The sequence below is a fragment of the Actinomadura sp. ATCC 39365 genome, assembly GCF_054392275.1.
In genome coordinates this window covers 1,676,957-1,699,259 of sequence record NZ_CP184335.1, presented here as the reverse complement: position 1 = coordinate 1,699,259, position 22,303 = coordinate 1,676,957, and the positions used below count along the sequence as shown (strand labels likewise).

Here is a 22,303-nt window from a genome sequence, read left to right as displayed (position 1 = left end):
GAGGCAGCGGAACTTGAGGGAGATGACAGATGAACGCGCACGAGCCTCACGAGCAGGACCCTGGAGCGCAGGGAAACGGCGGGTGGAGCCAGTTCGGCACCACGCCACCGACGGCGGGAGGCTTTCCCCGGCGCGATCCGATCGTCACGGAGCAGCCGCCGCTCCCGCCTCCGCCGGCGCCGGCCTGGAGGGCGCGTTTCACCGCCGGCCAGAAGGCGGTGGCCGGGCTCGCACTGGCGGCGATGGCGATCGCGGGTGGGGTGGTCGGCGCCGTCGCGGCGACCTCCTTCCGGCCCGCGCCTGTCGCCACCACCGTCCACGCACCCAGTCCCGTCCTGAAGCCGGCCTCCGGACCGCTCACCGTGGCGGACGTCGCAGCGAAGGTTCAGCCGACCGTCGTGATGATCCAGGGGCAGAGCGGCGAGGGCTCGGGCGTCGTGCTGTCGCCGGACGGCCTCATCCTCACCAACAACCACGTGGTCGAGGGCGCGAGCCAGGGCGGCGGGCAGATGAGCGTGAAGTTCAGCGACGGCAAGACGGCCAAGGCGAGCATCGTCGGCACCGATCCAGCCACCGACCTGGCCGTCATCAGGGCCGCGGGCGTGTCCGGGCTGACCAAGGCGACGCTCGGCGACAGCGACGCGCTCAAGGTCGGCGAGGCCGTACTGGCCATCGGCAGCCCCCTCGGCCTGGACGGATCCGTGACGGCGGGCATCGTCAGCGCGCTTGACCGTACCCTCACCACTGGCCCTGACCAGCGGCAACAACTCCCTCCCGGCTTGGGACAGGAGCAGAACCAGCAGAGCGCCGGCACGACGATCGGCGGCGCCATCCAGACCGACGCCTCGATCAACCCGGGCAACTCCGGCGGCGCGCTGGTCAACGCCGCGGGCGAGCTGGTCGGCATCAACACCGCCATCGCCTCGAACGCCGCCGGCGGCGGCGTGGGCTTCGCCATCCCGGTCAACACCGCCAAGCAGGTCTCCGACCAGCTCATCGCCACCGGCAAGGTCCGGCACGCGGTGCTCGGGGTGAGCGTCACCGACGCGACCGGCGATGTGCCCGGCGCCCTGATCAGCCAGGTCATTGCGGGAAGCCCGGCGGAGAAGGCCGGACTGAAGCAAGGCGACCTGATCACGAAGATCGGCGACACACCGGTCGACGCGGGCGAGACCGTCGTCGGACAGGTCAGAGGCTTCAAGCCGGGCCAGCAGGTCAAGATCACCTATCTGAGGGACGGCCGGGCGAGCGAGGCCAACGTCACCCTCCAGGAGAAGACCTGACCCGACAGCCGCGCCGGCGAGCATGGTGACCGGTCGACCAAGCCTGTCTCGCCGGCGCCAGGCGCGGCGATGGTGCACGCGCCGGGGCCTCCCCCAAGGCAGGAAGGCGATTCCTCATGCAGTCCTCGCCCCCGGCTCGGCATCGGCCTGGTGACCGTCCCGGCGTACAAGGTGCAGGACAGCCAGGTGCCGGTGCCTCAGTTGATCGAGCCGGAGCGGGCGACCATGCGCTCGCATGTGCGGCCGCCCAGCCCCTGGCGAAGACCTCCGCCGCCTCTGTGAGTGGGCGCATCAATTGGAAAGCGCCCGATTGGCCACGCTGGGCAAGGGACGTTGGGTGCTGAATCTCCGCCTGCCGGGTCAGGAACGCGGCATGCTCACCATCTGGAATGACCGAGGAGCCTTCCTCAGCCCGCAGCGTTCGGTCCGGGCAGCCGAAGCACCTCTGACATTGGCCCGTCTGGACGAACGTTCCCCGAACGAGATCCGCCAGAACAACTACCTGACCAACCCGGTGGACCAGGAGATCCTCGAACTGTTCAAGGATGCGTACGCCGAGGCTGCCCACCGCAGGAACCGCCCTAGCCCGTGATGCAGACATTCCTGGGTTCGTCGGCCGTGCCGGGTCGGATCGGCGGCCGTCGAAACGCAGTCGCTCCGACGTGTGGTGGGCCGGGGATCTGCCTCTTCGCAGCTCATCGGGGCGGCACGCGTTAGTGTGCAAGGTGCGCAAAGCGTGGCTTGTGGGTCAGGGCAGGTCATAACCTTGGCGGCTTCGTTCACTGACGGTGTTGCGGTTGCGGTGTTCAGAGAGGTAGCACGGTGTTCGAGGCTGTGGACGAGGTGCCGTGGGCGCGGCTTGGGTCCTGGCCCAACGGCCCGGACGCGGTACCCGACCTGCTGAGGGAGATCGCGGCGGCACCGTCGGGTACGCGGGTGGAGTCGCCAGTAGAACGGCTGCGATATGGCCTGTTCGATGACATCGCGTGTCACGAGGTGTACGCCGCGGCTCCCTACCTGGTGCCGTACCTGATGGAGTTGGTCAGGGTTGCGCGACAGCCTCACCGTGGGTTGATCGTGGACCTGATGACCGCCATGGCGAAAGCTCAGCCCCATCGCAATGTGTTCCGGGATCCCGCAGCCGGCCCCGAGCCTGACCACGTGGCTCTGGCTCGGGCGGCCATGGTCGACCACGTCGACACGCTTGTGCGGTTGCTGGACGACGTCTCTCCGAAAGTCGTGGCGAAGGTGGCACGTCTGCTGGCCTGCCTGCCGGAGGCCGCGCCGCAGAGCGTTCCTGCGTTGCGCGTACGGGCCGAGAAGGGGATGAGGCGGCCGGGTGAAGCCGGGGCGGTGGCCTGCGTACTGGCTGTGGCGTGGCTGGCGGCGGCCGATCACGCGACGTGGTTCAACAGCCTGCTCAGCGACCCCTCTGCGCATCGCGACCTGCGAGCCACCGCTGCGGCGGGGCTCGCGCTGTCGGATCCCACGGCGGAGCCGGACGACGACGCGTTGATCAAATTGATGGCCGACGTACACGCTGACGCTGGTTCGGTGCTGGAGCGCTTCGTATGGCACGGCCTAGGAATCACGCCCCTCAACGCGGCGCTGATGGGGGCGGAACATTGGCAGCGGGAAGTGACCCGCGATCTGCTGCTCCGTCCCGGACACCAAGCGATCGACCGAGGTCTGCACAGTGCCCGGGAGGCGATCTGGCACTGGCGCGCCGCGCCGGCCGAGTTGCTTACGCTGCTCGCCGACCTGGCGCGCGATCTGGCGTCCGTTTCACGGCCCACGAACAGGCGGCAGGACGCCCTGGTACGCGTCGTTCGGCTGATCGCCAGTTCAGGTCAAGCCGCCGCGGCGTACGCGGACGTGCTGGCCGCGATGCTCACGGGAGATCCCACCGAACCGTGGCCGGAGACAGTTGCGCCCGCCGTGGAAGGGCTGGCCATGCTCGGCGACGGCCGCTGCATCCCCTGGCTTGCCGCCGCCTTCCAGGACAGGCACGGCCACGTCAAACACCTCAACGTCCGGGACATGGTTCCAGCTCTGGTGGTGCACGCGGAGGCGCTGATGCCGACGCTGAAAGGCTATCTCGGCCCTTCGGACCAGCAGGCCGGCCTGAAATACGGCGACTGCCTCGACGCGCTGATCTCCTGGGGATCGGCGGCAGCGCCCTTGGCACCGGCGATCGCCGCCCGTCTGGCACCGATGTACCTTTCCGTCGCGCTGCCGCTGCTCGGCGCCGTCCGCCCGGCCGCCGCCGACGTCGAACCGCAGGTACGTGCCCTGCTCGACGACGAGCACTACCAGTACGAGGCGGCCTGGGTGCTGTGGAGGATGACCGGTGACCCTGGGCAGGCTCCAGCGCTGCTGACCGAGCGCCTCGAACGCTGCGGCGGCCGTGCCGCGGGCGACGTCGCCCCCATGCTCGAACAGCTCGGTCCCGCCGCCGCCATCGCCGCGCCAGTGCTGCGCCGGCACTTCTACGATGTCGAGCACGGCCACCTGTACGACCGGGTGGCGATCGCCCGAGCCCTCCTCGTGATCACCGGTGACAGCGAAGGGCTCGTCACGCCGCTGCTGGAGGCCATCACCGCCAGGCCACTGTCGGATCTGGGACATCGATGGGCTCCTCCCTCCGAGCTCCTCGCCGTCGAGGCGCTGGGCAGGATCGGCTCGGCGGCGGACGCGGCCGTACCGGCACTGGAAGCCATCGCATCCGGCCGGGCCCGCGTGACGGACTGCGACGTATGGGCCGACGACCGCTACCAGCAGGCAGCCCGGCGTGCGCTGGCTGCCATCCACCAGCCCTGAGCCGGGCAGAACGTGGATGCCGGCGGTGTGGCGTTCTCAGTACAGTGGCGGGGTGGCAGGTGAGCAGCTGAGTGTGCGGGTGGACAGCTGGATCTGGGCGGTTCGGCTCACCAAGACCCGTTCGATCGCGTCCGACGCCTGCCGGGGCGGTCACGTCCGGGTCAACGGGGTGCGGGTCAAGCCTGCGCACGCCGTACGGGTCGGCGACGAGATCCGGCTGCGGCACGATGGGCGCGAACGCATCGTGGTGGTCTCACGCGCCATCACCAAGCGGGTCGGCGCCGCCGTGGCCGCCGAGTGCTACGTCGACAAGAGCCCTCCGCCGCCTCCGCGCGAGGAGACCGTGGCGGTGGCCGTCCGGGCTCGTGGCGCGGGGCGTCCCACCAAACGCGAACGCCGCAGCATCGACAGGCTGCTCGCGCGCCCGATGGTGGAGGAACGGCGGGACGGCCGGGCACGCCCGGACTGATCGAGCAGATCCCGCCGTCCTCGATGGCATCACCGTACGACGGGCTGACCGCATCCCCTCCCGGGGCTCTCTGGCGCTCGCACGGTACTCGTCCAGGACTTCGCTCTTGTACGGTCGCCCGCATGAACCGGCAGCAGCAGCACGAAGCGGTGTCCGCGGCCAATGCACTGACCGCCCGGTGGGTGAAGACCTGTTCGGGGGGATCTGTCGTGATGGCCGGCGCGGGCGCCTGGCCGTTGCTGGCTCATCTCGCGTCAGCCGCCGGTGTGAACCGCGCCGGGTTTGTTGGAGACCGGGTTATGTGGCTGGGGTGAGAGTAGCTGAGTTGATCTCTGCGCGGTAGAGGGCTTCGTATTCGGCGGGTGGAAGGTCCTGGCAGGCGCTGTGGAGTCGGCGGTTGTTGTACCAGTCGACCCATTCCATGGTGGCGAGTTCGACGTCGTCCAGGCCCTTCCACGGGCCGCGGCGGTGGATCAGTTCGGTCTTGTACAGTCCGATGGTGCTCTCGGCCAGGGCGTTGTCGTAGCTGTCCCCGCGCGAGCCGACCGAGCTGACCGCGCCGGCGTCGGCGAGCCGGTCGGTGTAGCGGATGGATAGATATTGGCAGCCGCGGTCGGAGTGGTGCACCAGCCCGTTCAGCGTGTCGGTCTGGCCGCCGCGGCGCCACAGGGCCATCTCCAGCGCGTCCAGTGGCAGGTCGGTACGCAGGTGGTCGGTCAGCCGCCAGCCGACGATCATCCGCGAGTAGACGTCGATGACGAACGCGGCGTAGACGAACCCGGCCCAGGTGTGGATGTAGGTCAGGTCGGCCACCCACAGCCGGTTCGGCGCCGGCGCGGCGAAGTCCCGCTCGACCAGGTCGGCCGGCCGCGGACACAGCGGCTCAGCGATGGTGGTGCGGCGCTTGTGATCGCCCCGGACCGCGCCGGACAGCCCTAACCTGCGCATCAACCGGGCGACCGTGCAGCGGGCCACGGCCACGCCCTGGCGGTTGAGCGCCTTCCACATCTTGCGCACCCCGTACACCTCGAAGTTGTCGTTCCACAGCCGGATGATCTCGGCCGACAGCTGCTCGTCGCGTCGCTGCCGGGCCGAGGGCGGCCGGTTGCGGGCCGCGTAGTACGTCGCCGGCGCGAGATCGAGCACCTGGCAGATCGGTTCGACACCGAATTCGTCGCGGTGGGCGTCGATGAAGGCGACTATCTGGGCGGTCGGGGGTCGAGTTCCCGGGCGAAAAAAGCGGCCGCCGACTTCAGGATCTCATTGGCCCGGCGCAGTTCACGGATCTCCCGTTCGAGCTCGGCGATCCTCTGCGCATCGGCTGTCGAGGTGCCCGGCCGCTGTCCTCCGTCGACCTCGGCCTGCCGGACCCAGCTGCGCAACGCTTCGCGGTGGACGCCGAGCTGCTGGGCGACCCGGGCGATGGCGCCTGGCGCGTTGCCGGTCTGCTCGCGGACCTCGAACACCATCCGCACCGCGCGCTCACGTACTTCCTGCGGGTACTTCCTGGGGGCTGGCATCGCGTGTGATTCTCCCTTCCGCCAGCACGATCATGCTGGCTTCAGGGCCTCCAAGAAAGTCGGTGCGGTTCAGTGGACGGGGGCGCGCGGAACTGCAGGAGGCCGTGGGGGTGGACGCCGCCACCGCCTCCCAGGCGGCCAGGGCCGTACTGTCGATCATGGACGGGTCCACGGCGGTCCGGTCGGCGCTGGGCCTGTGGTCCCGGCCGAACCTGCCGCTGCGCCCGGACTGGCTCGGCACGCTTCCCGCAGGCATGTACGGCGAACTGACCGCGGACCCGGCGGCGGACCGCCTCCGGCTCGACACCTGGGCCAAGGAGCAGACCGGCGGGCTGATCGACGCCATGCCCCTCCAGCTGAGCGACCGCGTGCTGCTCGTCCTGGCCATGGCGCTGACCGTGCGCACCGCGTGGCTGCGGCCGTTCACCGACGGCGTCGACCTGTTCGAGGGCGGCCCATGGGCCGGGCGGAAGATCCATGTCCTACGCCGCAGCACCCGCGTACTCAACCGGGCCCGGGTCGCCGACACCCCGGCCGGCCGGCTGACCTTGCTTCGCGTGATGGGTACCGGTGGGATCGACGTCCATCTCATGCTGGGTGACGACTCGATGGGCCCCGGGCACGTTCTCGGTGCTGGGGTCGATGTGCTGGCCGGGCGTCACCGCGCCACGCCGGCCGGCGTTCTGGCCGCGGGCTGTCCGGGTCCCGGGATGACTGTCCGCCACGTTCGCGACCACGTCCCTGAGGACGTGCTGAACGTCAGAGTCCCGCGTTTCACCGTCACCGCCACGCATGACCTCCTGGAGTTGCCCGAGGTCTTCGGCCTGGCAACGGTGACCGACCCGAACCGCGGGCACTTCCCCGGCATCAGCACCCAGCCGCTCGCCGTCACGCAGGCCCGGCAGAACGTCGTCGCCGCCTTCCAGGCCGCCGGCTTCGAAGCGGCCGCGATCACCGCCTTCGGCGCCGTCGGAGGCGGAATGCCACCGCCGTCCCGGTACCGCGTCAGGCACGTCGACCTCGACTTCAGCCGTCCCTTCGGGTTCCTCGCGGTTGACCGCCGGAGCCGGCTCATCATGGCCGCGGGCTGGGTCGCCGAACCCGAACCATGGTCTGACTGAGCTCCGCGGCGCCCTCGCCGGGCCGAAAAATCGGTTGCCTGGGACGGCGTGGCTTCGAGAACGTGGTGCCCATGAGGCTCTGACGATCACCCCCGCCCTTCGAGATGCCACGACGCCGGCTCGCGTCGTGATGCCGACTGTCCATACCCTTCTGCAGGGAAGAGAGCGTCTTTGTCTCAGCAACACCCGGCCCCGTCCGCTCCGGTCACGGGTGCCACCGTCACCGTGTTCGCCTCCCCCACCAGCTGGATCGAGTCCGACGCCGTCGCGCAGTGCCGTCAGGTGGCCGCCCTCGACGGCATGACGCACGTCGCCGCCATGCCGGACCTGCACCCCGGCAAGGGCGCGCCCGTCGGGGCCGCCATGACGTCGGCCGTCCTGTACCCGTTCCTGGTGGGCTCCGACATCGGGTGCGGCATCGCCGTGTTCCCCGTCAGGCTCAAGCGCGCCGTACCCGAGAAGCTCGCCGCCCGCTTCCCCGACCTCGATCGTGCGCTGGACCCCGAACGTGATGCCGACGATCCCGCCTGGGCCGTCATGAAGGACGACGTCCCCGCCGGTCACGTCGAGGGCCTCGGGACGGTCGGCCGCGGGAACCACTTCGTCGAGCTGGCCCGGATCGGGACCGTCTTCGAGCCGGGCCACGCCGGTCGGCTCGGCCTCGACGCCGGTGACCTGGTCCTCGTCGTCCACAGCGGTTCACGGGGGCTGGGCGAACGCATCCTGCGCGAGCACACCGAGGTCCACGGCGCGGGCCCCGCCCCTGATCCCGGCGCCTACCTGGCCAGGCACGACCAGGCCGTACGGTGGGGGTCGCTCAACCGGCGGCTGCTGGCCGCCCGGGTCGCCCACGCGCTGGGGTTCGAGCCGGCCGAGCCGATCCTCGACCAGTGCCACAACCTGGTCGAACTGCGCGACGGCCGCTACCTGCACCGCAAGGGGGCGGCGCCGGGCGACGGCCGCGACGTGCTCATCGCCGGCACCCGCGGCACCCCGTCCTACCTCGTGGCCGCCCACGCCGGGCCGGACGCCGGCCACTCCGTGGCGCACGGCGCGGGCCGCAAGATGTCGCGCGCGGACGCCCTGCGCCGCGGCCGGGCCAAGCACACCGTCGAAGAGCTGCGCCGCACGCCGGTCGGGTCGGTGGTGGTGTGCGGCGACCGCCAGCTCCTCTTCGAGGAGGCGCCCACGGCCTACAAACGCATCGAGCAGGTGATCAACGACCTCGTCGACCACGGCCTGGCCACGCCCGTGGCCACCACGATCCCCCTGGTCACCTACAAGACCCCCGACCTCGGACCGGCCGCCCGAAGGGACCGCCGCAAGCGGGGCCGGGCGTGAACGCCGTTCCCCAGTCCGGGCCGGCCAGTTGCCGCACCGCCTGGAAGGCGGCGTCCCTGTGCCGGCGGGGCTCCCCGCAGGGTCAGCGGCCGATCAGGGTCGCGTCGGGGAGTGACTGCTTGACCGCCTCCGGCGTGCCCACCACGACCGTCAGTTTTTCCTGGGTCTTCTTTGCCGCCGCGTTTCCGTCAAGCTGCACTTTTCCGAGGTTCTTCGCCTCGACGGTGACGAACATCCGGGTGGGGGTGCACCACAGTGTCACGGTGCTCTCCGAACTGGTTCCGGTCATGGGTTCCTTGGGCCCGGCGAAGCCCTCTTCCGCGGTGACGACGTTGCCCTCGGTCTTCGTCAGGTCCTGGCTCATGTTGAAGTTGACCTCGGAGGGCCCCTGGTCGGCGAGCCCGCACACGCCCTTGCTGTTGATCCAGGGGACCATGTCGTACTGCGCGACCTGGATCCGCGCCAGCACCTTGTCCGCCCCTTCCGGCATGCCCGACTTGGCGGCCGAAGCCGGCAACGACGCCAGCGGCCAGCGGCTCGGATCCTTGAGCAGCCAGTCCTTCGGCTCGTCCGTCGAACAGCCCGTCAGCAACAAGACCGCGAGTAACACGATTTTTCCCCGCATAGGGGGATCATCATAAGGTCGACACTTCCGGACGTACGGGCGTACGCGGTGACATTCCAGGGGCGGGTTACCGTTGGGAGTAGGTGTCGAATCGGCGTTGGGGGGACGCATGAAGCGACGCTCCGCGAAGACCGCGATGGCCGCCGGGGCATTCCTGGCCGCCGTCACCACCGGGTCGGGGGCCGGTGCGGCGGCCATGGCATCTCCGCCGGTGCCGTCCCCGAGCCCTTCAGGCACACAGCCCACGTGCCCCGGCATGGGGCAGATGCATCCCGTGACCAGCGAGTACGACTACCTGTCGCAGATGGTCCCGCACCACGAGGACGCCATCGCCGCGGCCCGGCAGCTGCAGCGGTCCGGCAGGCCCGAGATGCGGCGGCTCGGGCAGTCGATCGTCACGACGCAGACCGCCGAGGTCGTCAGGATGAAGGGCTGGCTGCAGCAGTGGTACCGGCAGAGTCCGGCGCCGAGCCCGAGCGGGAGCACGATGCCCGACCTGTCGGGGCTTTCGGGGGATCAGCTCGACAAGGCGTTCCTGCAGCACATGATCCCGCACCACATGATGGCGATCATGATGTCGCAGCAGCTCCTCGTGCACGGTGAGGCGCTTCATCCCGAGGTCGCCGCCTTCGCCCGCAAGGTGCGCGACGACCAGCGGGCGGAGGTCCGCACGATGCGGCGGTACCTGGTCCAGTGGTTCGGGGAGCAGAGCATGCCCTGCATCCCACAAATGCCCGACATGCCCGGCATGACGCCGGAGCCGCACATGTCCGGCATGACACCCACCACCGGCACATCCTGACGCCATCCCGGCCCCTCGGTCCGTCAGGGGAAGGGACGGCGCGGGCCGGCGGGCCGCCTCAGGGAGGCCGCGCGGCTGGCCGAAGAGCTGGGTGCGGCGCCGCTCGCCCGGGAGATCGCCCTGCTCGGACGGCCCCGGCCGGCCCAGGACGGGCTCACGGAGCGCGAACGCGACGTGCTCGTCCTGATCGCCGAGGGGTTGAGCAACCGGCAGATCGCCGCCTGGCTGCACATCTCGCCCAGCACGGCGGGCGTGCACGTCTCCCACATCCTGGCGAAACTGGGCGCGGCCACCCGTACCGAGGCGGCGGCCATCGCCTTCCGCGAGGGACTGACGGGGTCCGCCACGGCCCGGCCGTGACGGCGACGGCGGACCGGCCGCCGGGCCCACGAACGGCGTGGGTGACGCCGTCGCGGAACGGGGGCCGGTCAGCCTGGGGGTCAGGTGAGGGTGTCCTCGACCTTGATCTGGCCGCCTTGGACGACCCACTTCTGGTTGGGGTGGTTCAGGCACGTCCACAGGCGCACCACGGTGTTGTTGGCCCGGCTGTTGGTGGCGTCCAGGCAGACCTCGCGCCCGGTGCCGATGGTGTCCTCGACCTTGATGTGACCGTTCTGGATGACCCACTTCTGGTTGGGATGGTTCAGGCACGTCCACAGGCGCACGTTGGTGTTGTTGGCCCGGCTGTTGGTGGCGTCCAGGCAGACCTCGCGCCCGGTGCCGATGGTGTCCTCGACCTTGATGTGACCGTTCTGGATGACCCACTTCTGGTTGGGATGGTTCAGGCACGTCCACAGGCGCACCTCGGTGTTGTTGGCGCGGCTGTTGGTGGCGTCCAGGCACACCGGCGGGCCGGCCTGGGCGGCGTGGGCCGTCGAGGCGGGGACGACGGCCGCGGCCACCAGGGCGACGGCGGATGCGGCCATCAGGCGGGTGAGGGGGCTGACGGGCATGGGATACCTCCACTGATGCGGCGGGCGGGCCGGCACCGGCCTTGTTCAGCGGGCGATCCCGCAGGAGACGATCGGCCGGCCCGGAGACAATGCATACAGAAAGTAATCGTCAGCTTGCAGAAAGTGACCTTCCGTAAAGGTGACGCATCCCTAGCCCGTCCGCAAAGCCCCCCGGGAGGTCAGAGGCGCACCGCCGAGGCGGTCGCCTTCAGCTCCTCCGCGTCCATGTCGGCGACCCGGCTGGTGAAGAACCAGGAGTGGCCGAAGGGGTCCTCCAGTTCGACCTGCAGGTCGCCGTGGAACTGCAGCTCCACCGGGCGGATGACGCGCGCTCCCGCCGCGATGGCCCGCTCGGCGAACGTCTCGACGTCCGGTACGAAGACCATGAGGTTGACCGGCGTGCCGCCGATCGTCCTCGGGCTGCGGAAGTGGTATTCGGGGTGCTCGTCGCGCAACATGAAGACGGCGGCGCCGATCCGGAACTCGGCGTGCGCGATCTTGCCGCCCTGGCGCGGGATCTCGATGCGCACGTCGGCGCCGAAGGCCGTCCGGTAGAAGTCGAGGGCCGCCTTGGCGTCGTGCACGTTGAGGTAGGGGACGCCGCCTTTGTACTCGTCGGGGATGGGGTTCGTCCTGGTGTTCCGCGTCGTTTCCATGTGTTCCATCCTTCGCGGCCCGCCTGCCTGCGACAACGACGAGTTCCGAAACGATCGCTAACACCTGGGTTAGCGATCGAGCTCCGCGCGCAGGAGCGTGACGAACGACCGCACCCTGCCGGCCTGGCCACCGGCCGGCCAGACCGGACCGTACTCGATCGGCGGCAGGCCGGTGATCGGCACGTAGGCGATGTCCGGCCGGGCGTGGAACCGCGTGGCCTGGCTACCCACTACGGCCATCCCCGCGCCGCCGCTGACCAGGGTCAGAAGTTCCTGCCGCGAGGTCAGCACCCGCTCGCGCCGGACGGCACGTCCGCTCGGCGTCCGCGCCGGGATGATCGCGTCGAGCAGGTATTCGGGCGCGTCGGCCGGTACGAGCACGGTGTCCCTGGCCAGATCCTCCACGGTGACGCCGTCACGCCGGGCGAAGGGATGCCGGGAGGAGACGGCCAGCACGCGGGGGTCCCGCAGCAGGGCAGGCCCGCTCGACAGGTCGGCCTCCCGTACGGGCAGCTCGGTGATCTGCAGGTCGAGTTCGCCGGCGCGCAGCGCGCCGAACGCGTCCGACAGGTGCACCTCGCGGATGCGCACCTCGCAGTCGGGATGGCGGGCGCGGAACACCTCGGCGGCGGCCATGATGGCCTCTCCGGCCGGCGGGCTGGAGAAGCCCACCCGCAGGGTCCCGGTATGGCCGCGTCCGGCGGCGACGGCCTTGGCGATGCCCTCCTGAATGCGCTGGTATCCGGCCTGCACGTCCTCGCGCAGCGCGCTGCCGACCGGGGTGAGCGCCACCTGCCGGCTGGTCCGCCGGAACAGCGCGACGCCGAACCGGCGCTCCAACTGCTTGATCGTCTGACTGACCCGGGCGCCGCTGACGCCCAGCCGCTCGGCGGTACGGCCGAAGTGCAGCTCCTCGGCCAGGGTCAGGAAGATCTCGATGTCACGCCGTTCCATGACCTGCAGGTTAGCGATGCCTCCGACGACCTCTGCGGCTGCTGTCGACTCCTTATCGTGGACTCCATAAAAATTGCTGTCAAGATCTTGCGGCTTCGCATTCGTGCGGAGATGATCCCGAAAGGAGCGGTTCTGCGACGCAGAACTTCCCCCGGAGCCTGCGATTAGTGTCAACGACCATGTGGCGGCCACCGCCTCGGCCGCCGGGCCCTCCTCCCGCGCCTCTGAGAACCCCGCCCCCTACCGCAAAGGGATTGCTTCATGCGCTTCTCAACCTCGTCCCTGGCCGTCGCCGTGGCCCTGACCGGGCTGCTCGCCGCCACGAACACGACCGCGGCGGCAGCCGACCGCGGGAACAAGCCGGGCTACCGTCTCGACTGCGACGGCAAGGGGCCCGGCAGCACCTGCACCGTGGTGGCCACCGGCAAGGCGCGGCCCAACCGGGTCGAGGAGTTCGTCACCACCGTCAGAAGCGGTGACCAGGTGTGGGCGCGGGACACCATGTACAGCCGCGACGGGTCGGCGCGCAGCCGTCCCTTCACGCTGCCCGGCAAGGAGGTCACGGTCGACGTCTCCGTCACCTCCATGCCGGCCGGGCACGTGGGCGTGCCGCTGCGGCTGATGGCGTGGAACCTGTTCGTGGGCGGCACGTTCAACCGCCAGGAGAACACCGGCGAGAACCTCGCCCAGATGATCGACTACATGAACGAGGTCGATCCCGACATCCTCTTCGTGGTCGAGGGCTACGGGTCCGGGCAGAAGATCCTCGACGGGCTGAACGCCGGACGGTCCGAGGGCGACCGGTTCACCGGCACGCAGCTCACCACGCCGGAGGACTACAGCGTCAACGGCGACAACCTGTGGCTCTACACCAAGCTCGAGGTCGAGAAGGTGTACCCGCGCTACGCCGACGCCGACATCGACTCCTTCAACCTCGGCGGCGCCCGCCTCGGCCTGCCCAACGGCAAGCACGTCAACGCCTTCAGCCTGTGGACCTGGCACGACGGCTGGGCGTACGGCGACACCCACGACGCGGCCGTGCAGAACACCCACGGCCTGCCCCGCACGAAGACCGACGAGCAGATCCTGGAGGGCGACAACCTGCGCAGGGTCGCCATGGGCAGGGCCATCCTGGACAAGGCGATCCCGTCCTTCATCGGCGACGACGACGCCCCCGTGCTCATGGGCGGCGACCTCAACGCGCAGTCGCACCTGGACTGGAGCGAGCAGTTCGCCGACGCCCCCGGCCACGGCGGCGTGGTCCTCCCCTGGCCCTACACCAAGCTGTACACCGACGCCGGCTTCATGGACACCTTCCGGTACGCCAACCCCGACGCCGGGCGTTACCCGGGCCGGACGTGGAGCCCGTATCACGGCATGGGCGCCATTCCCGGCCGTATCGACTACGTCTTCGCGCGCGGCAAGGACGTGCGCGTCCTGGGGTCACGCGCCGACACCCGGCGCCTTCCCCGGCACCGGCAGACGCCGCTCGACCGGCCGTACCCCTTCTACTCCGACCACGGGTCCGTCATCACCGACGTCCTGATCCGCGGCAAGGGCGCCGGGCCTGTCCGGGAGCCCGTCAGCGAGGAGCCGGGCAAGGGACGCGACATCTGGCCCACGGAGCCCGCCGGCCGCCGCATCCCGCCCGCCGAGCTCAAGGCCGCCGCCAGCACCTTCAAGCCCGGCGTCGGCGACCCGCGCAACGCCGTCGACGGCAAGCTGACCACCGACTTCCACTCCAACTACCCCGAGGTGCCCGCGCAGCCGCACACCATCACCGTCGACCTGGGCCGGGTCAGGCAGTTGTCGGCCGTGCGGTTCCAGCCCAAGCTGCGCACCAACATGAACGGCACCATCCTCGAAGGCATGGTGCAGGTCAGTGACGACGGCGTCGCCTTCCGGGACGTCACGGCCGTGAACTGGCCCCGCATGACCGCGCCCAACGACGTCAGCCTCCAGGGGGTCTCGGCACGCTACATCAGGCTCCGCTCCGACTACGGCATCGGCGGCGCCTCCGCCCTCGCCGAGATCATCCCCTACGAGAAGTCCTGACGCCGTACGCCGGAGACGGGAGAGGTGAGGCCGGGTGTCAGGAGAGTCGCTGCGGAGCGGCGGGGCTGGAGATGGAACCCTCCGGGGAGAAGAAACGATCGTCCACGTGGTCCAGCGCCAGACAGGCCCCGCCCAGGGCGACGCATTCCTCGCCCAGCGTCGAGGGCCGGATGTCGGGAACGCGTACACAGTGAGGTTCGAGCGCCCGGCGCAGCGCGGGCAGCAGGACGTCGGCCGAGCGGGAGAACCCGCCGCCGAGCACGACCAGCTCGGGGTCCAGCGTCAGCACCATCGCGGCGGTGCCGAGCGCGAGATGGCGGGCGTACGCGTCGACCGCGGCCCGGGCCTCCTGGTCGCCGGCCCGAGCCGCGCCGAAGACCAGCCGGGCGGCCTCCTCGGCCGAGGCCCCCTTGGCCGCCGGGCCGCTCTCCAGCCGCCCGGCCATGGTGCCCCAGCCGGTGATCTCCATGAGCCCGACCTCGCCGGTGGCCCCGCTGAACCCGTGGTACAGGCGCCCGTCGATGATCAGCGCGGCGCCGGGCCGGCGGCCGACGTGCAGGTAGACGAGGTGCTGGACGCCCGCGGCCACCCCGAGCCGCTGCTCGGCGAGGGCGGCGAGCTTGCTGTCGTTCTCGATGGAGATCGGGCAGGCGAGCCGCTGCCCGAGGTGACCGACGAGGTCGACGCCGGGCCAGTCGGGCAGGTCGTTGACCAGGGTGACGAGCCCTTCGCGGTTGACGACGCCGGTGCTGCCCGCCGTGACGCCCCACATGTCGGACGCGGTCAGCCCGGCGGCGACGAGCGCCGCGTCGACGGCCCGCCAGACGGCCTCCAGCCGCTCCCGCTGGGCGGTGTGCCGGTCGACGGCGACCCGCCCGCTGGCCACGATCCGCCCGGCGAGGTCGGTGATCACGGCCAGCACCTTGTGCACGCCCACGTCGATGCCGAGCACGTGACCGGCGTCGGTACGGAACCGGTAGCGCTTGGCGGGCCGCCCCATGGCGCCCGGCGCGGGCGGCACCTCGGCGATCCAGCCGCGCTGTTCCAGATCCGTGACGACGTCTCCGACGGAGGCCCGCGACAACCCGGTGCGGGCGGACAGCTCGGTGAGCGTCAGTGGCTCGCGTGCCTCACGCAGGGCTCGGATGCTGCTCAGAGAGTTCAGCTGGCGTAGCCGCTGAAGGTCGCCACCACTGACCTGCACGGTCACACTCCTCACTATCACTGGTCTCTGAACTATATCCCTTTGGGCCATCCCCGCTTCCAGCTGCGCATGCCCGATGAGAAGAGGCTTGACGGCAAGGTCATTCTCGTGACTATCTATGGAGACCTTCATAAAGGAGCTTGCGAAATGACAGTGACCATCGCCATCGTCGGCGCCGGATCGCGCGGCCAGATCTACGCCAGGGCCGCCGCCGCGGACGGCCGGGCACGAATCGTGGCAGTGGCCGACCCGGACCCGGCCCGCCGGGCCAAGGTGGCCGCCGACCACGGTCTGCCGGACAGCGCCTGCTTCACCGGATGGGACGAGCTGGCCGCCGTGCCGAAGCTCGCGGACGCCGTGGTCATCGCGACCCAGGACCAGTTGCACGTCGAGCCGGCCGTGGCCTTCGCCGACCTCGGTTACGCCATCCTGCTGGAGAAGCCGATGGCGCCGACGGAGCCGGAGGCCCGCCGCATCGTCGAGGCGGTCGAGCGCAACGGCGTGGTGTTCGCGGTCTGTCACGTGCTCCGCTACACGGCCTACACCAGGGCGTTCAAGCAGCTTCTGGACAGCGGCCGGCTGGGCACGATCTCCAGCGTGCAGCACCTGGAGCCGGTGGGCTGGTGGCACATGGCCCACTCCTTCGTGCGGGGCGCGTGGCGGAACGCGGCCGAGTCGGGGCCGATGCTGCTGACCAAGTCCTGTCATGACATCGACTGGTTGCTCCACATCCTCGGCGAGCAGCCGGTCGCGGTGTCGTCCTTCGGCTCGCTGACCCACTTCCGGCCGGAGAACCGGCCCGAGGGCGCGAGCACGCGTTGCGTGAGCTGCGCCGTCGAGCCGGACTGCGCCTACTCCGCCAAGCGTCTCTACCTGAGCTGCCTCGGCGATCCGCGCCGCGAGTTCTGGCCGCTCGGCGCCGTCACGTCCGACGCCACCGTGGCGGGTGTCACGCACGCACTGGAGACCGGCCCGTACGGCCGCTGCGTCTACGACTGCGACAACGACGTGGTCGACCAGCAGGTCGTCACGCTGGAGTTCGCGAAGGGCGCGACCGTGTCGTTCACCATGACGGCGTTCACGCCGCTGGAGCACCGCAAGACCCGGATCTTCGGCACCCGCGGGTACGCCGAGGGCGACGGGCGCGGCATCAGGGTCGTCGACTTCGTGACCGGCGCCGAGGAGCGGATCGACACCGAGACGTCGGCGGGCGCGTCACTCGCCGACGGCCACGGCGGTGGCGACGGGGGCCTCACCAAGGCGTTCATCGACGCCGTCGCCGCCGGGGACCAGGCGCCGCTGGGCGCCGACCCGGCCGAGGCCCTGGCCGGGCACCTGGTCGTCTGGGCCGCCGAGCGCGCCCGCGAGACCCGCACCGTGCAGGCCCTGTGAACGCGACGATCCCGGCGCCCGCCCGCCGCACGCCCGGCGAAGGCCGGTTCACCTTCACCGCCTCGACCCCGCTGTCCGCCGACCCGGCGCTGGCCAGGGCCGCGGAATGGCTCCGCGGGGCCCTCACCCCGGCCACCGGCCTGCCGCTCCCGGAGGGGCCCGGCGGGGTGGAGATCCGGCTCGTCGCGGGCCTCGGGCCCGAGGAGTACCGCCTCACCGCCACGACCGAGTCGGTGCTGATCGAGGCGACGGGCCCGGCCGGCGCCTTCTACGGGGCGCAGACGCTGCGCCAGCTGCTCGACCCCGCCGCCTTCCGGGCCGGACGCGCCGGGGACAGGGCGTGGAGCATCCCCGCGACGGAGATCGCCGACGCTCCTGAGTACGGCTGGCGCGGCTGCCTCATCGACGTGGCCAGGCACTTCCTGCCGAAGAACGACCTGCTGCGGTACATCGACCTGCTGGCCGCGCACAAGCTCAACGTCCTCCACCTGCACCTGACCGACGACCAGGGCTGGCGGCTGGAGATCAGGAAGTACCCCAGGCTCACGGAGGTCGGCGCCTGGCGGCGCGAGTCTCCGGTGGGCGCCGCGCGGCACCAGCGCTTCGACGGGCGCCCGCACGGCGGCTTCTACAGCCAGGACGACATCCGCGAGATCGTCTCCTACGCCGCCGACCGGTTCATCACGGTCGTGCCGGAGATCGACCTGCCCGGCCACACGCAGGCCGCCATCGCCGCCTACCCCGAGCTCGGCAACCTCGACGACCGCCTGCCGGTCCGCACCGAGTGGGGGGTCGGCGAGAACGTGCTCAACGTCGCCGACGGCACGATCGCCTTCTTCACCGACGTCCTGGACGAGGTCCTGGAGCTCTTCCCGGGCCCGTACGTCTGCGTCGGCGGCGACGAGGTGCCGAAGACCCAGTGGAACGAGAGCGTCCCGGCCAAGGAGCGCATCCGGGAGCTCGGCCTGCACGACGCCGACGAGCTGCAGACCTGGCTCATGCGCCACTTCACCGACTACCTGCTGGCCCGCGGGCGCAAACCGCTCGGCTGGGACGAGCTGCTGGAAGGCGGGCTGCCGCCCGGCGTCACCGTCGCGGCCTGGCGCGGCGACAAGTGCGCGGTGCTGGCCGTGCGGGCCGGTCACGACGTGGTCGTCTCGCCGTTCAGCGAGACGTACCTGGACTTCCGCCAGGCCGACGGCGACCAGGAGCCGGTGCCGATCGGCAGCGTGACCTCCCTGCGCGCCGTCCATGCCTTCGACCCCGTCCCGGGCGGCCTCGGCGAGGATGAGCGCGCCAGGATCCTCGGCGCGCAGGCCGCGCTGTGGACCGAGCACATCGACTCCCCCCGGCTGCTCGACTACATGGCCTTCCCGCGCCTGGCCGCCTTCGCCGAGGCGATGTGGAGCGGCCGGCGCGACTTCGAGGACTTCCTGGCGCGGCTCGCCGTGCACGAGAGACGCCTCGACGCGCTGGGCGTGGAGTACCGGCCGGCGGGCGGGCCGCATCCCTGGCAGCAACGTCCCGACGCCCCCGGCAACCCCCGGAGCAGGGCGGAGATCGACGCCGAACTCGCCCGCTGGACCTCGACCCTGCGTCTCTGAACCCCGCCTCCCCGCACCCCCCACACCCCCCAGGGAGACAACCGTGCGATCTCGAATGCCTCTCGCCTGCCTGGCCGGCCTCGCCGTGCTGACCGCCGGCTGCGGCTCGTCCGGCGAACCGGCCGCCGACGGCAAGGCCACCATCAGCTACGCCATCTGGGACAAGAACGACCAGCCCGCCGCAATGGAGATCATCGACGCGTTCCAGCGGGCCAACCCGAAGGTCACGGTCAAGCTGGAGATCACCCCCTGGGACCAGTACTGGACCAAGCTCCAGACGGCCGCCTCCGGCGGCACCGCCCCCGACGTGTTCTGGATGAACAGTCTCAACGTCCGCATGTACGCCAAGGGCGGTGTCATCGCCCCGCTGGACGACACCAAGGCCGACGGCCTGCCCGCGGCGGTCGTGGACGGCTACCGCTACGACGGCAAGCTGTACGCCCTGCCGCACAACGTGAGCATCCCGGCCCTCTGGTACGACAAGAAGATCTTCGACGCGGCCGGGCTGGCCCACCCCACCGCCGACTGGACCTGGGACGACGTCAAGGCCGCCGCCAGGAAGCTGACCGACCCGGCCAAGAAGCAGTTCGGCATCCTCGCCCCGATGTGGGACCAGGGCGGTTTCTACAACACCATGATCCAGGCCGGCGGGCACGTCCTGTCGCCCGACGGCAGGAAGAGCGGCTTCGACGACCCCGCTTCCGTGCAGGGCCTGGAGTTCTGGACCGGGCTGATCAAGGACCAGGTCGCGCCGCCCGCGGAGACCTACACCGACACCGACCCCCTCCAGCTGTTCCAGACCGGCAAGTACGGCATGTACTACGGCGGCGTCTGGTTCGCCTCCACCTTCTGGGCGAACTCCGAGATGCGCGACCGGATCGACGTGGCGCCGCTGCCCAAGGGCCCGGCCAAGGAGGCCGTCATCCTGCTCGGCCTGGCCAACGCCGTCTCGGCCAAGAGCGAGCATCCGAAGGAGTCGGCGGCGTTCGCCGAGTTCGTCTCCTCCGAACAGGCTCAGAAGATCCTCAGTGACAGCGGCGGCGGCGCGCTGTCGCTGCGTCCCGGCACCCAGGACGGCTGGTTCAAGGCCTTCCCCTCCTTCCATCTGAAGGAGACCTATGACGCCTCGATGCCGCACGGCGTGCCGTACCCGGCGACGCTGAACACGGCGCAGTGGCAGGACGTGCAGAACACGCTGCTCGCCGACGCCTGGGCGGGCGAACGCCCGGTGGCCGAGGCCGCGCGGGAGGTCGCCGCGAAGATGAACGAGATCCTGGCCAAGGAGTAGCGGATGCTCTCCAGGCGCGAGTGGGCATGGGGTTACCTCCTCGTCGCCCCCATGGCGCTGGGCCTGGCCGTCTTCCACCTGTGGCCCATCGCCCAGACCGGATACCTCAGCTTCACCGAGTCGGGCGCCTTCGGCGGCTACACCTGGGTGGGGACGGCCAACTTCACCGACCTGCTCGGCGACGAGGAGATGCTCGGCGCGCTCGGCAACACGCTGCTCTACGCCGTGCTGGTGCTGGCGGGCGTGCCGCTGTCCATCGCCATCGCCACCCTGCTGAACGTGCCGGGCCTGCGCGGGCTGGGCGTCTACCGCACGCTGTACTTCCTCCCGGTCGTCACCATGCCCGCCGCGGTGGGCCTGACCTGGCGCTACCTGTTCAACGGCGACTTCGGCGCGATCAACCACCTGCTGGGCGCGGCGGGGATCGACGGGCCGCACTGGGTGAGCGATCCGGACTTCGCCATCTACGCGATCGCGGTCGTCGGGATCTGGAGTACGATCGGCTACAACGCCGTGTTGTTCCTGGCCGGGCTGCAGGGCATTCCCCGCCACTTCTACGAGGCGGCCTCGATCGACGGCGCCGGGCGGTTGCGGCAGTTCTTCCGCATCACGCTGCCGCTGCTCGCGCCGACCACGTTCTTCGTCATGGTGATCACGATGATCAGCGCGTTGCAGGTCTTCGACCTGGTCTACCTCATGGTCGACCCGAAGAGCCCGGCGCTGGACGGCAGCCGGACGATCGTCCACCTCTTCTTCGAGACGGGCTTCGTGCAGAACCGGCGCGGGATGGCCGCGGCGATCGCGGTGCTGCTGCTCGGGCTCATCCTCATGCTGACCGCGATCCAGTTCCGCCTGCAGAAGAGGTGGGTGCACTATGAGTAGGCCCAGAACCTGGCCGGCCCACGTGGTGCTGGCCGCGGGCGCGCTGGTGATGCTCGCGCCGTTCGCCTGGCAGGTCGTCGTCTCGCTGCAGACCCTGCCGGACTCGCTGCGGGTGCCGCCGAAGTTCACGCCCTCCTGGCAGTGGTCGAACTTCGCCGACGCCTTCCGTTCGGTGCCCCTGGCCAGGCAGTTCCTCAACACGGTCGTGGTCACCGCGGCCGTCACGGCCGGCCAGCTGCTGCTGTGCTCGCTGGCCGCCTTCGCCTTCGCCCGGCTGCGCTTCCCCGGCAGGGGCGCCCTGTTCATGCTCTTCCTGGCCGTGCTCATGGTCCCCGGCGAGCTGTTCATCATCCCGCGCTACGAGATCATGCAAGGGCTCGGCTGGCTCGACACGTTGCAGGCGCTGATCGCGCCCGGCGTCTTCGGAGCCTTCGGCACGTTCCTGCTCCGGCAGTTCTTCCTCTCCCTCCCCAGGGAACTGGACGAGGCCGCGCGCCTCGACGGCGCCAATCCGCTGCAGGTCTACTGGCACATCATGTTGCCGCTGGTCAAGCCAGGTCTGCTGGCGCTGGGCCTGCTGACCGCCATGTCGTCGTGGAGCAGCCTGCTGTGGCCCCTGGTGGTCAACACCGACCCGGAGATGATGACCCTCTCGGCGGGCCTGGCCTCGTTGCGCGGCCAGTTCCTGACGAACTTCCCGATCCTGTTCGCCGGATCGATCGTGGCCTCGCTGCCGATGATCGTGCTGTTCGTGGTCATGCAACGCCAGCTCGTCGCCGGCATCGCCTTCACCGGCTCCAAGGGCTGACCCCGCGGAGCCGGACGGGGCGCGTGGGACGTCTCAGAGCAGGGCCAGGAGTTGCGCGGTGTGGGCGGGCAGCTCCACGTCCGCGAGGCCGGTGATGAGGTCCCTCAGGGGCACGAGCTGATCGACCAGGACCGTGCCGTTGGACAGGAGCAGGGTGGGCACCGGCGTGTCGAGTTCGGCCTCGCTCAGCGCCGGCCCGCCCAGCGCGCAGAGCGCGTCCCCCTGGCGGCGGACGCGTTCCCGGAGGCCCGCGTTGCCGCCGGCGCGGGCGATGACGCGCTCGATGGTCCAGGTGTCCTGGGCCGTGCGGTTGTCGTAGGTGGTGTTCGCCGCCGAGGCGACCGAGGAGGCGGCGGCGATGGTGGTCGCGGTGACGATGGCGACGTGCGCCAGGATCTGGTCGGCGGTCCACTCGCCGGCCGGCGGGACGGTGCCGCCGTCGCCGGAGTCGGCCACCGTGGCGGCGGCGTCCAGCAGGGCGCGGTAGGCGTCCCGCAGCGGGATGGTGTCCAGCACGTCTTTCCTC

22 protein-coding genes and 1 other annotated feature are annotated in these 22,303 nt (G+C 70.5%); of the genes, 15 read left to right on the top strand and 7 right to left on the bottom strand.

Features of this window, described 5'->3' with window-relative positions:
- Window positions 1-29 precede the first annotated feature (29 nt).
- From ACNF49_RS08710 to ACNF49_RS08690, 5 genes are all read left to right on the top strand, one after another.
- Window positions 30-1,283, top strand: coding sequence for a S1C family serine protease (locus ACNF49_RS08710; protein ID WP_482943344.1), 1,254 nt, complete (start codon window positions 30-32; stop codon window positions 1,281-1,283).
- A gap of 373 nt (window positions 1,284-1,656) precedes the next feature.
- On the top strand, window positions 1,657-1,875 hold the full coding sequence (locus ACNF49_RS08705; protein ID WP_482943343.1) for a hypothetical protein: 219 nt from the start codon (window positions 1,657-1,659) through the stop codon (window positions 1,873-1,875).
- 230 nt (window positions 1,876-2,105) lie between these two features.
- Window positions 2,106-4,103, top strand: a complete 1,998-nt coding sequence (locus ACNF49_RS08700; RefSeq protein ID WP_482943342.1) for a hypothetical protein — start codon at window positions 2,106-2,108, stop codon at window positions 4,101-4,103.
- 16 nt (window positions 4,104-4,119) lie between these two features.
- Entirely contained in the window at window positions 4,120-4,572 is a 453-nt protein-coding gene (locus ACNF49_RS08695; RefSeq protein ID WP_482945496.1) for an RNA-binding S4 domain-containing protein, read from the top strand.
- 122 nt (window positions 4,573-4,694) lie between these two features.
- Complete coding sequence (locus tag ACNF49_RS08690) at window positions 4,695-4,886, top strand: hypothetical protein (RefSeq protein WP_482943341.1); 192 nt, start codon at window positions 4,695-4,697, stop codon at window positions 4,884-4,886.
- On the opposite strand, the gene ACNF49_RS08685 is transcribed toward ACNF49_RS08690, so the two are convergent.
- A protein-coding gene (locus ACNF49_RS08685) for an IS3 family transposase (RefSeq protein WP_482939532.1) occupies window positions 4,870-6,092 on the bottom strand; the annotation gives its coding sequence in 2 pieces (ribosomal slippage) (window positions 4,870-5,813 and window positions 5,813-6,092; 1,224 coding nt in all). The two genes, ACNF49_RS08690 and ACNF49_RS08685, sit on opposite strands and share 17 nt — an antisense overlap.
- Window positions 5,701-5,814 (bottom strand) — a sequence feature (AL1L pseudoknot). Its footprint overlaps the gene before it by 114 nt.
- 62 nt (window positions 6,093-6,154) lie before the next feature.
- Here ACNF49_RS08685 and ACNF49_RS08680 point away from each other — a divergent pair.
- Complete coding sequence (locus ACNF49_RS08680) at window positions 6,155-7,213, top strand: serpin family protein (protein ID WP_482943340.1); 1,059 nt, start codon at window positions 6,155-6,157, stop codon at window positions 7,211-7,213.
- A gap of 171 nt (window positions 7,214-7,384) precedes the next feature.
- Entirely contained in the window at window positions 7,385-8,554 is a 1,170-nt protein-coding gene (locus tag ACNF49_RS08675) for an RNA ligase RtcB family protein (RefSeq protein WP_482943339.1), read from the top strand.
- A gap of 82 nt (window positions 8,555-8,636) precedes the next feature.
- Here ACNF49_RS08675 and ACNF49_RS08670 read toward each other — a convergent pair whose 3' ends face one another.
- Window positions 8,637-9,179 (bottom strand): hypothetical protein, encoded by a 543-nt coding sequence (locus ACNF49_RS08670; protein WP_482943338.1) that lies wholly within the window; start codon window positions 9,177-9,179, stop codon window positions 8,637-8,639.
- A gap of 109 nt (window positions 9,180-9,288) precedes the next feature.
- On the opposite strand from ACNF49_RS08670, the gene ACNF49_RS08665 reads away from it, so the two are divergent.
- Both ACNF49_RS08665 and ACNF49_RS08660 read left to right on the top strand, forming a co-directional pair.
- Entirely contained in the window at window positions 9,289-9,981 is a 693-nt protein-coding gene (locus ACNF49_RS08665) for a DUF305 domain-containing protein (RefSeq protein WP_482943337.1), read from the top strand.
- 75 nt (window positions 9,982-10,056) lie between these two features.
- Window positions 10,057-10,341 carry a response regulator transcription factor gene (locus tag ACNF49_RS08660; protein WP_498703801.1) on the top strand — a complete coding sequence of 95 codons (285 nt, stop codon included), beginning with the start codon at window positions 10,057-10,059 and terminating at the stop codon, window positions 10,339-10,341.
- Window positions 10,342-10,421: 80 nt separating this feature from the next.
- On the opposite strand, the gene ACNF49_RS08655 is transcribed toward ACNF49_RS08660, so the two are convergent.
- The 3 genes from ACNF49_RS08655 to ACNF49_RS08645 all read right to left on the bottom strand — a co-directional run bounded on the left by ACNF49_RS08655 (window position 10,422) and on the right by ACNF49_RS08645 (window position 12,544).
- Window positions 10,422-10,934, bottom strand: coding sequence for an RICIN domain-containing protein (locus tag ACNF49_RS08655; RefSeq protein ID WP_357976477.1), 513 nt, complete (start codon window positions 10,932-10,934; stop codon window positions 10,422-10,424).
- Between the two features lie 179 nt (window positions 10,935-11,113).
- Entirely contained in the window at window positions 11,114-11,590 is a 477-nt protein-coding gene (locus tag ACNF49_RS08650) for a VOC family protein (RefSeq protein WP_482943335.1), read from the bottom strand.
- A gap of 69 nt (window positions 11,591-11,659) precedes the next feature.
- Window positions 11,660-12,544, bottom strand: coding sequence for a LysR family transcriptional regulator (locus ACNF49_RS08645; protein ID WP_482943334.1), 885 nt, complete (start codon window positions 12,542-12,544; stop codon window positions 11,660-11,662).
- A gap of 261 nt (window positions 12,545-12,805) precedes the next feature.
- Between ACNF49_RS08645 and ACNF49_RS08640 the strand changes: the two genes are divergently transcribed.
- Window positions 12,806-14,599: a discoidin domain-containing protein gene (locus ACNF49_RS08640; RefSeq protein ID WP_482943333.1), complete on the top strand. Its 1,794-nt coding sequence runs from the start codon at window positions 12,806-12,808 to the stop codon at window positions 14,597-14,599.
- 37 nt (window positions 14,600-14,636) lie between these two features.
- Here the strand turns inward: ACNF49_RS08640 and ACNF49_RS08635 are convergent, their stop codons facing one another.
- On the bottom strand, window positions 14,637-15,809 hold the full coding sequence (locus tag ACNF49_RS08635; RefSeq protein WP_482943332.1) for an ROK family transcriptional regulator: 1,173 nt from the start codon (window positions 15,807-15,809) through the stop codon (window positions 14,637-14,639).
- 141 nt (window positions 15,810-15,950) lie between these two features.
- Here ACNF49_RS08635 and ACNF49_RS08630 point away from each other — a divergent pair, with 141 nt between their 5' ends.
- Genes ACNF49_RS08630 through ACNF49_RS08610 form a run of 5 tightly spaced genes read left to right on the top strand, consistent with a single transcriptional unit; the run spans window position 15,951 to window position 21,777 of the window.
- Window positions 15,951-17,195, top strand: coding sequence for a Gfo/Idh/MocA family protein (locus ACNF49_RS08630; protein WP_482943331.1), 1,245 nt, complete (start codon window positions 15,951-15,953; stop codon window positions 17,193-17,195).
- The gene (locus tag ACNF49_RS08625) at window positions 17,192-18,799 is read left to right on the top strand and encodes a beta-N-acetylhexosaminidase (protein WP_482943330.1); all 1,608 of its coding nucleotides are present in this window, start codon (window positions 17,192-17,194) and stop codon (window positions 18,797-18,799) included. The genes ACNF49_RS08630 and ACNF49_RS08625 overlap by 4 nt, the downstream gene beginning before the upstream one ends.
- Window positions 18,800-18,842: 43 nt before the next feature.
- Complete coding sequence (locus ACNF49_RS08620) at window positions 18,843-20,087, top strand: ABC transporter substrate-binding protein (RefSeq protein ID WP_482943329.1); 1,245 nt, start codon at window positions 18,843-18,845, stop codon at window positions 20,085-20,087.
- A gap of 3 nt (window positions 20,088-20,090) precedes the next feature.
- Window positions 20,091-20,969, top strand: coding sequence for a carbohydrate ABC transporter permease (locus ACNF49_RS08615; protein ID WP_482943328.1), 879 nt, complete (start codon window positions 20,091-20,093; stop codon window positions 20,967-20,969).
- The gene (locus ACNF49_RS08610; protein ID WP_357976448.1) at window positions 20,962-21,777 is read left to right on the top strand and encodes a carbohydrate ABC transporter permease; all 816 of its coding nucleotides are present in this window, start codon (window positions 20,962-20,964) and stop codon (window positions 21,775-21,777) included. Before ACNF49_RS08615 ends, ACNF49_RS08610 begins: the two co-directional genes overlap by 8 nt.
- 33 nt (window positions 21,778-21,810) lie before the next feature.
- Here ACNF49_RS08610 and ACNF49_RS08605 read toward each other — a convergent pair whose 3' ends face one another.
- On the bottom strand, window positions 21,811-22,293 hold the full coding sequence (locus ACNF49_RS08605; RefSeq protein WP_357976444.1) for a hypothetical protein: 483 nt from the start codon (window positions 22,291-22,293) through the stop codon (window positions 21,811-21,813).
- Window positions 22,294-22,303: the final 10 nt, after the last annotated feature.

What these genes read in the sequence shown, in the direction of transcription:
- ACNF49_RS08640 (WP_482943333.1), top strand. Translation starts at nt 12,806, where the DNA reads ATGCGCTTCTCAACCTCGTCCCTGGCCGTCGCCGTGGCCCTGACCGGG.
- ACNF49_RS08610 (WP_357976448.1), top strand. Translation starts at nt 20,962, where the DNA reads ATGAGTAGGCCCAGAACCTGGCCGGCCCACGTGGTGCTGGCCGCGGGC.
- ACNF49_RS08695 (WP_482945496.1), top strand. Translation starts at nt 4,120, where the DNA reads ATGCCGGCGGTGTGGCGTTCTCAGTACAGTGGCGGGGTGGCAGGTGAG.
- ACNF49_RS08630 (WP_482943331.1), top strand. Translation starts at nt 15,951, where the DNA reads ATGACAGTGACCATCGCCATCGTCGGCGCCGGATCGCGCGGCCAGATC.
- ACNF49_RS08670 (WP_482943338.1), bottom strand. Translation starts at nt 9,179, where the DNA reads ATGCGGGGAAAAATCGTGTTACTCGCGGTCTTGTTGCTGACGGGCTGT.
- ACNF49_RS08615 (WP_482943328.1), top strand. Translation starts at nt 20,091, where the DNA reads ATGCTCTCCAGGCGCGAGTGGGCATGGGGTTACCTCCTCGTCGCCCCC.
- ACNF49_RS08705 (WP_482943343.1), top strand. Translation starts at nt 1,657, where the DNA reads ATGCTCACCATCTGGAATGACCGAGGAGCCTTCCTCAGCCCGCAGCGT.
- ACNF49_RS08665 (WP_482943337.1), top strand. Translation starts at nt 9,289, where the DNA reads ATGAAGCGACGCTCCGCGAAGACCGCGATGGCCGCCGGGGCATTCCTG.
- ACNF49_RS08655 (WP_357976477.1), bottom strand. Translation starts at nt 10,934, where the DNA reads ATGCCCGTCAGCCCCCTCACCCGCCTGATGGCCGCATCCGCCGTCGCC.
- ACNF49_RS08690 (WP_482943341.1), top strand. Translation starts at nt 4,695, where the DNA reads ATGAACCGGCAGCAGCAGCACGAAGCGGTGTCCGCGGCCAATGCACTG.
- ACNF49_RS08650 (WP_482943335.1), bottom strand. Translation starts at nt 11,590, where the DNA reads ATGGAAACGACGCGGAACACCAGGACGAACCCCATCCCCGACGAGTAC.
- ACNF49_RS08645 (WP_482943334.1), bottom strand. Translation starts at nt 12,544, where the DNA reads ATGGAACGGCGTGACATCGAGATCTTCCTGACCCTGGCCGAGGAGCTG.
- ACNF49_RS08710 (WP_482943344.1), top strand. Translation starts at nt 30, where the DNA reads ATGAACGCGCACGAGCCTCACGAGCAGGACCCTGGAGCGCAGGGAAAC.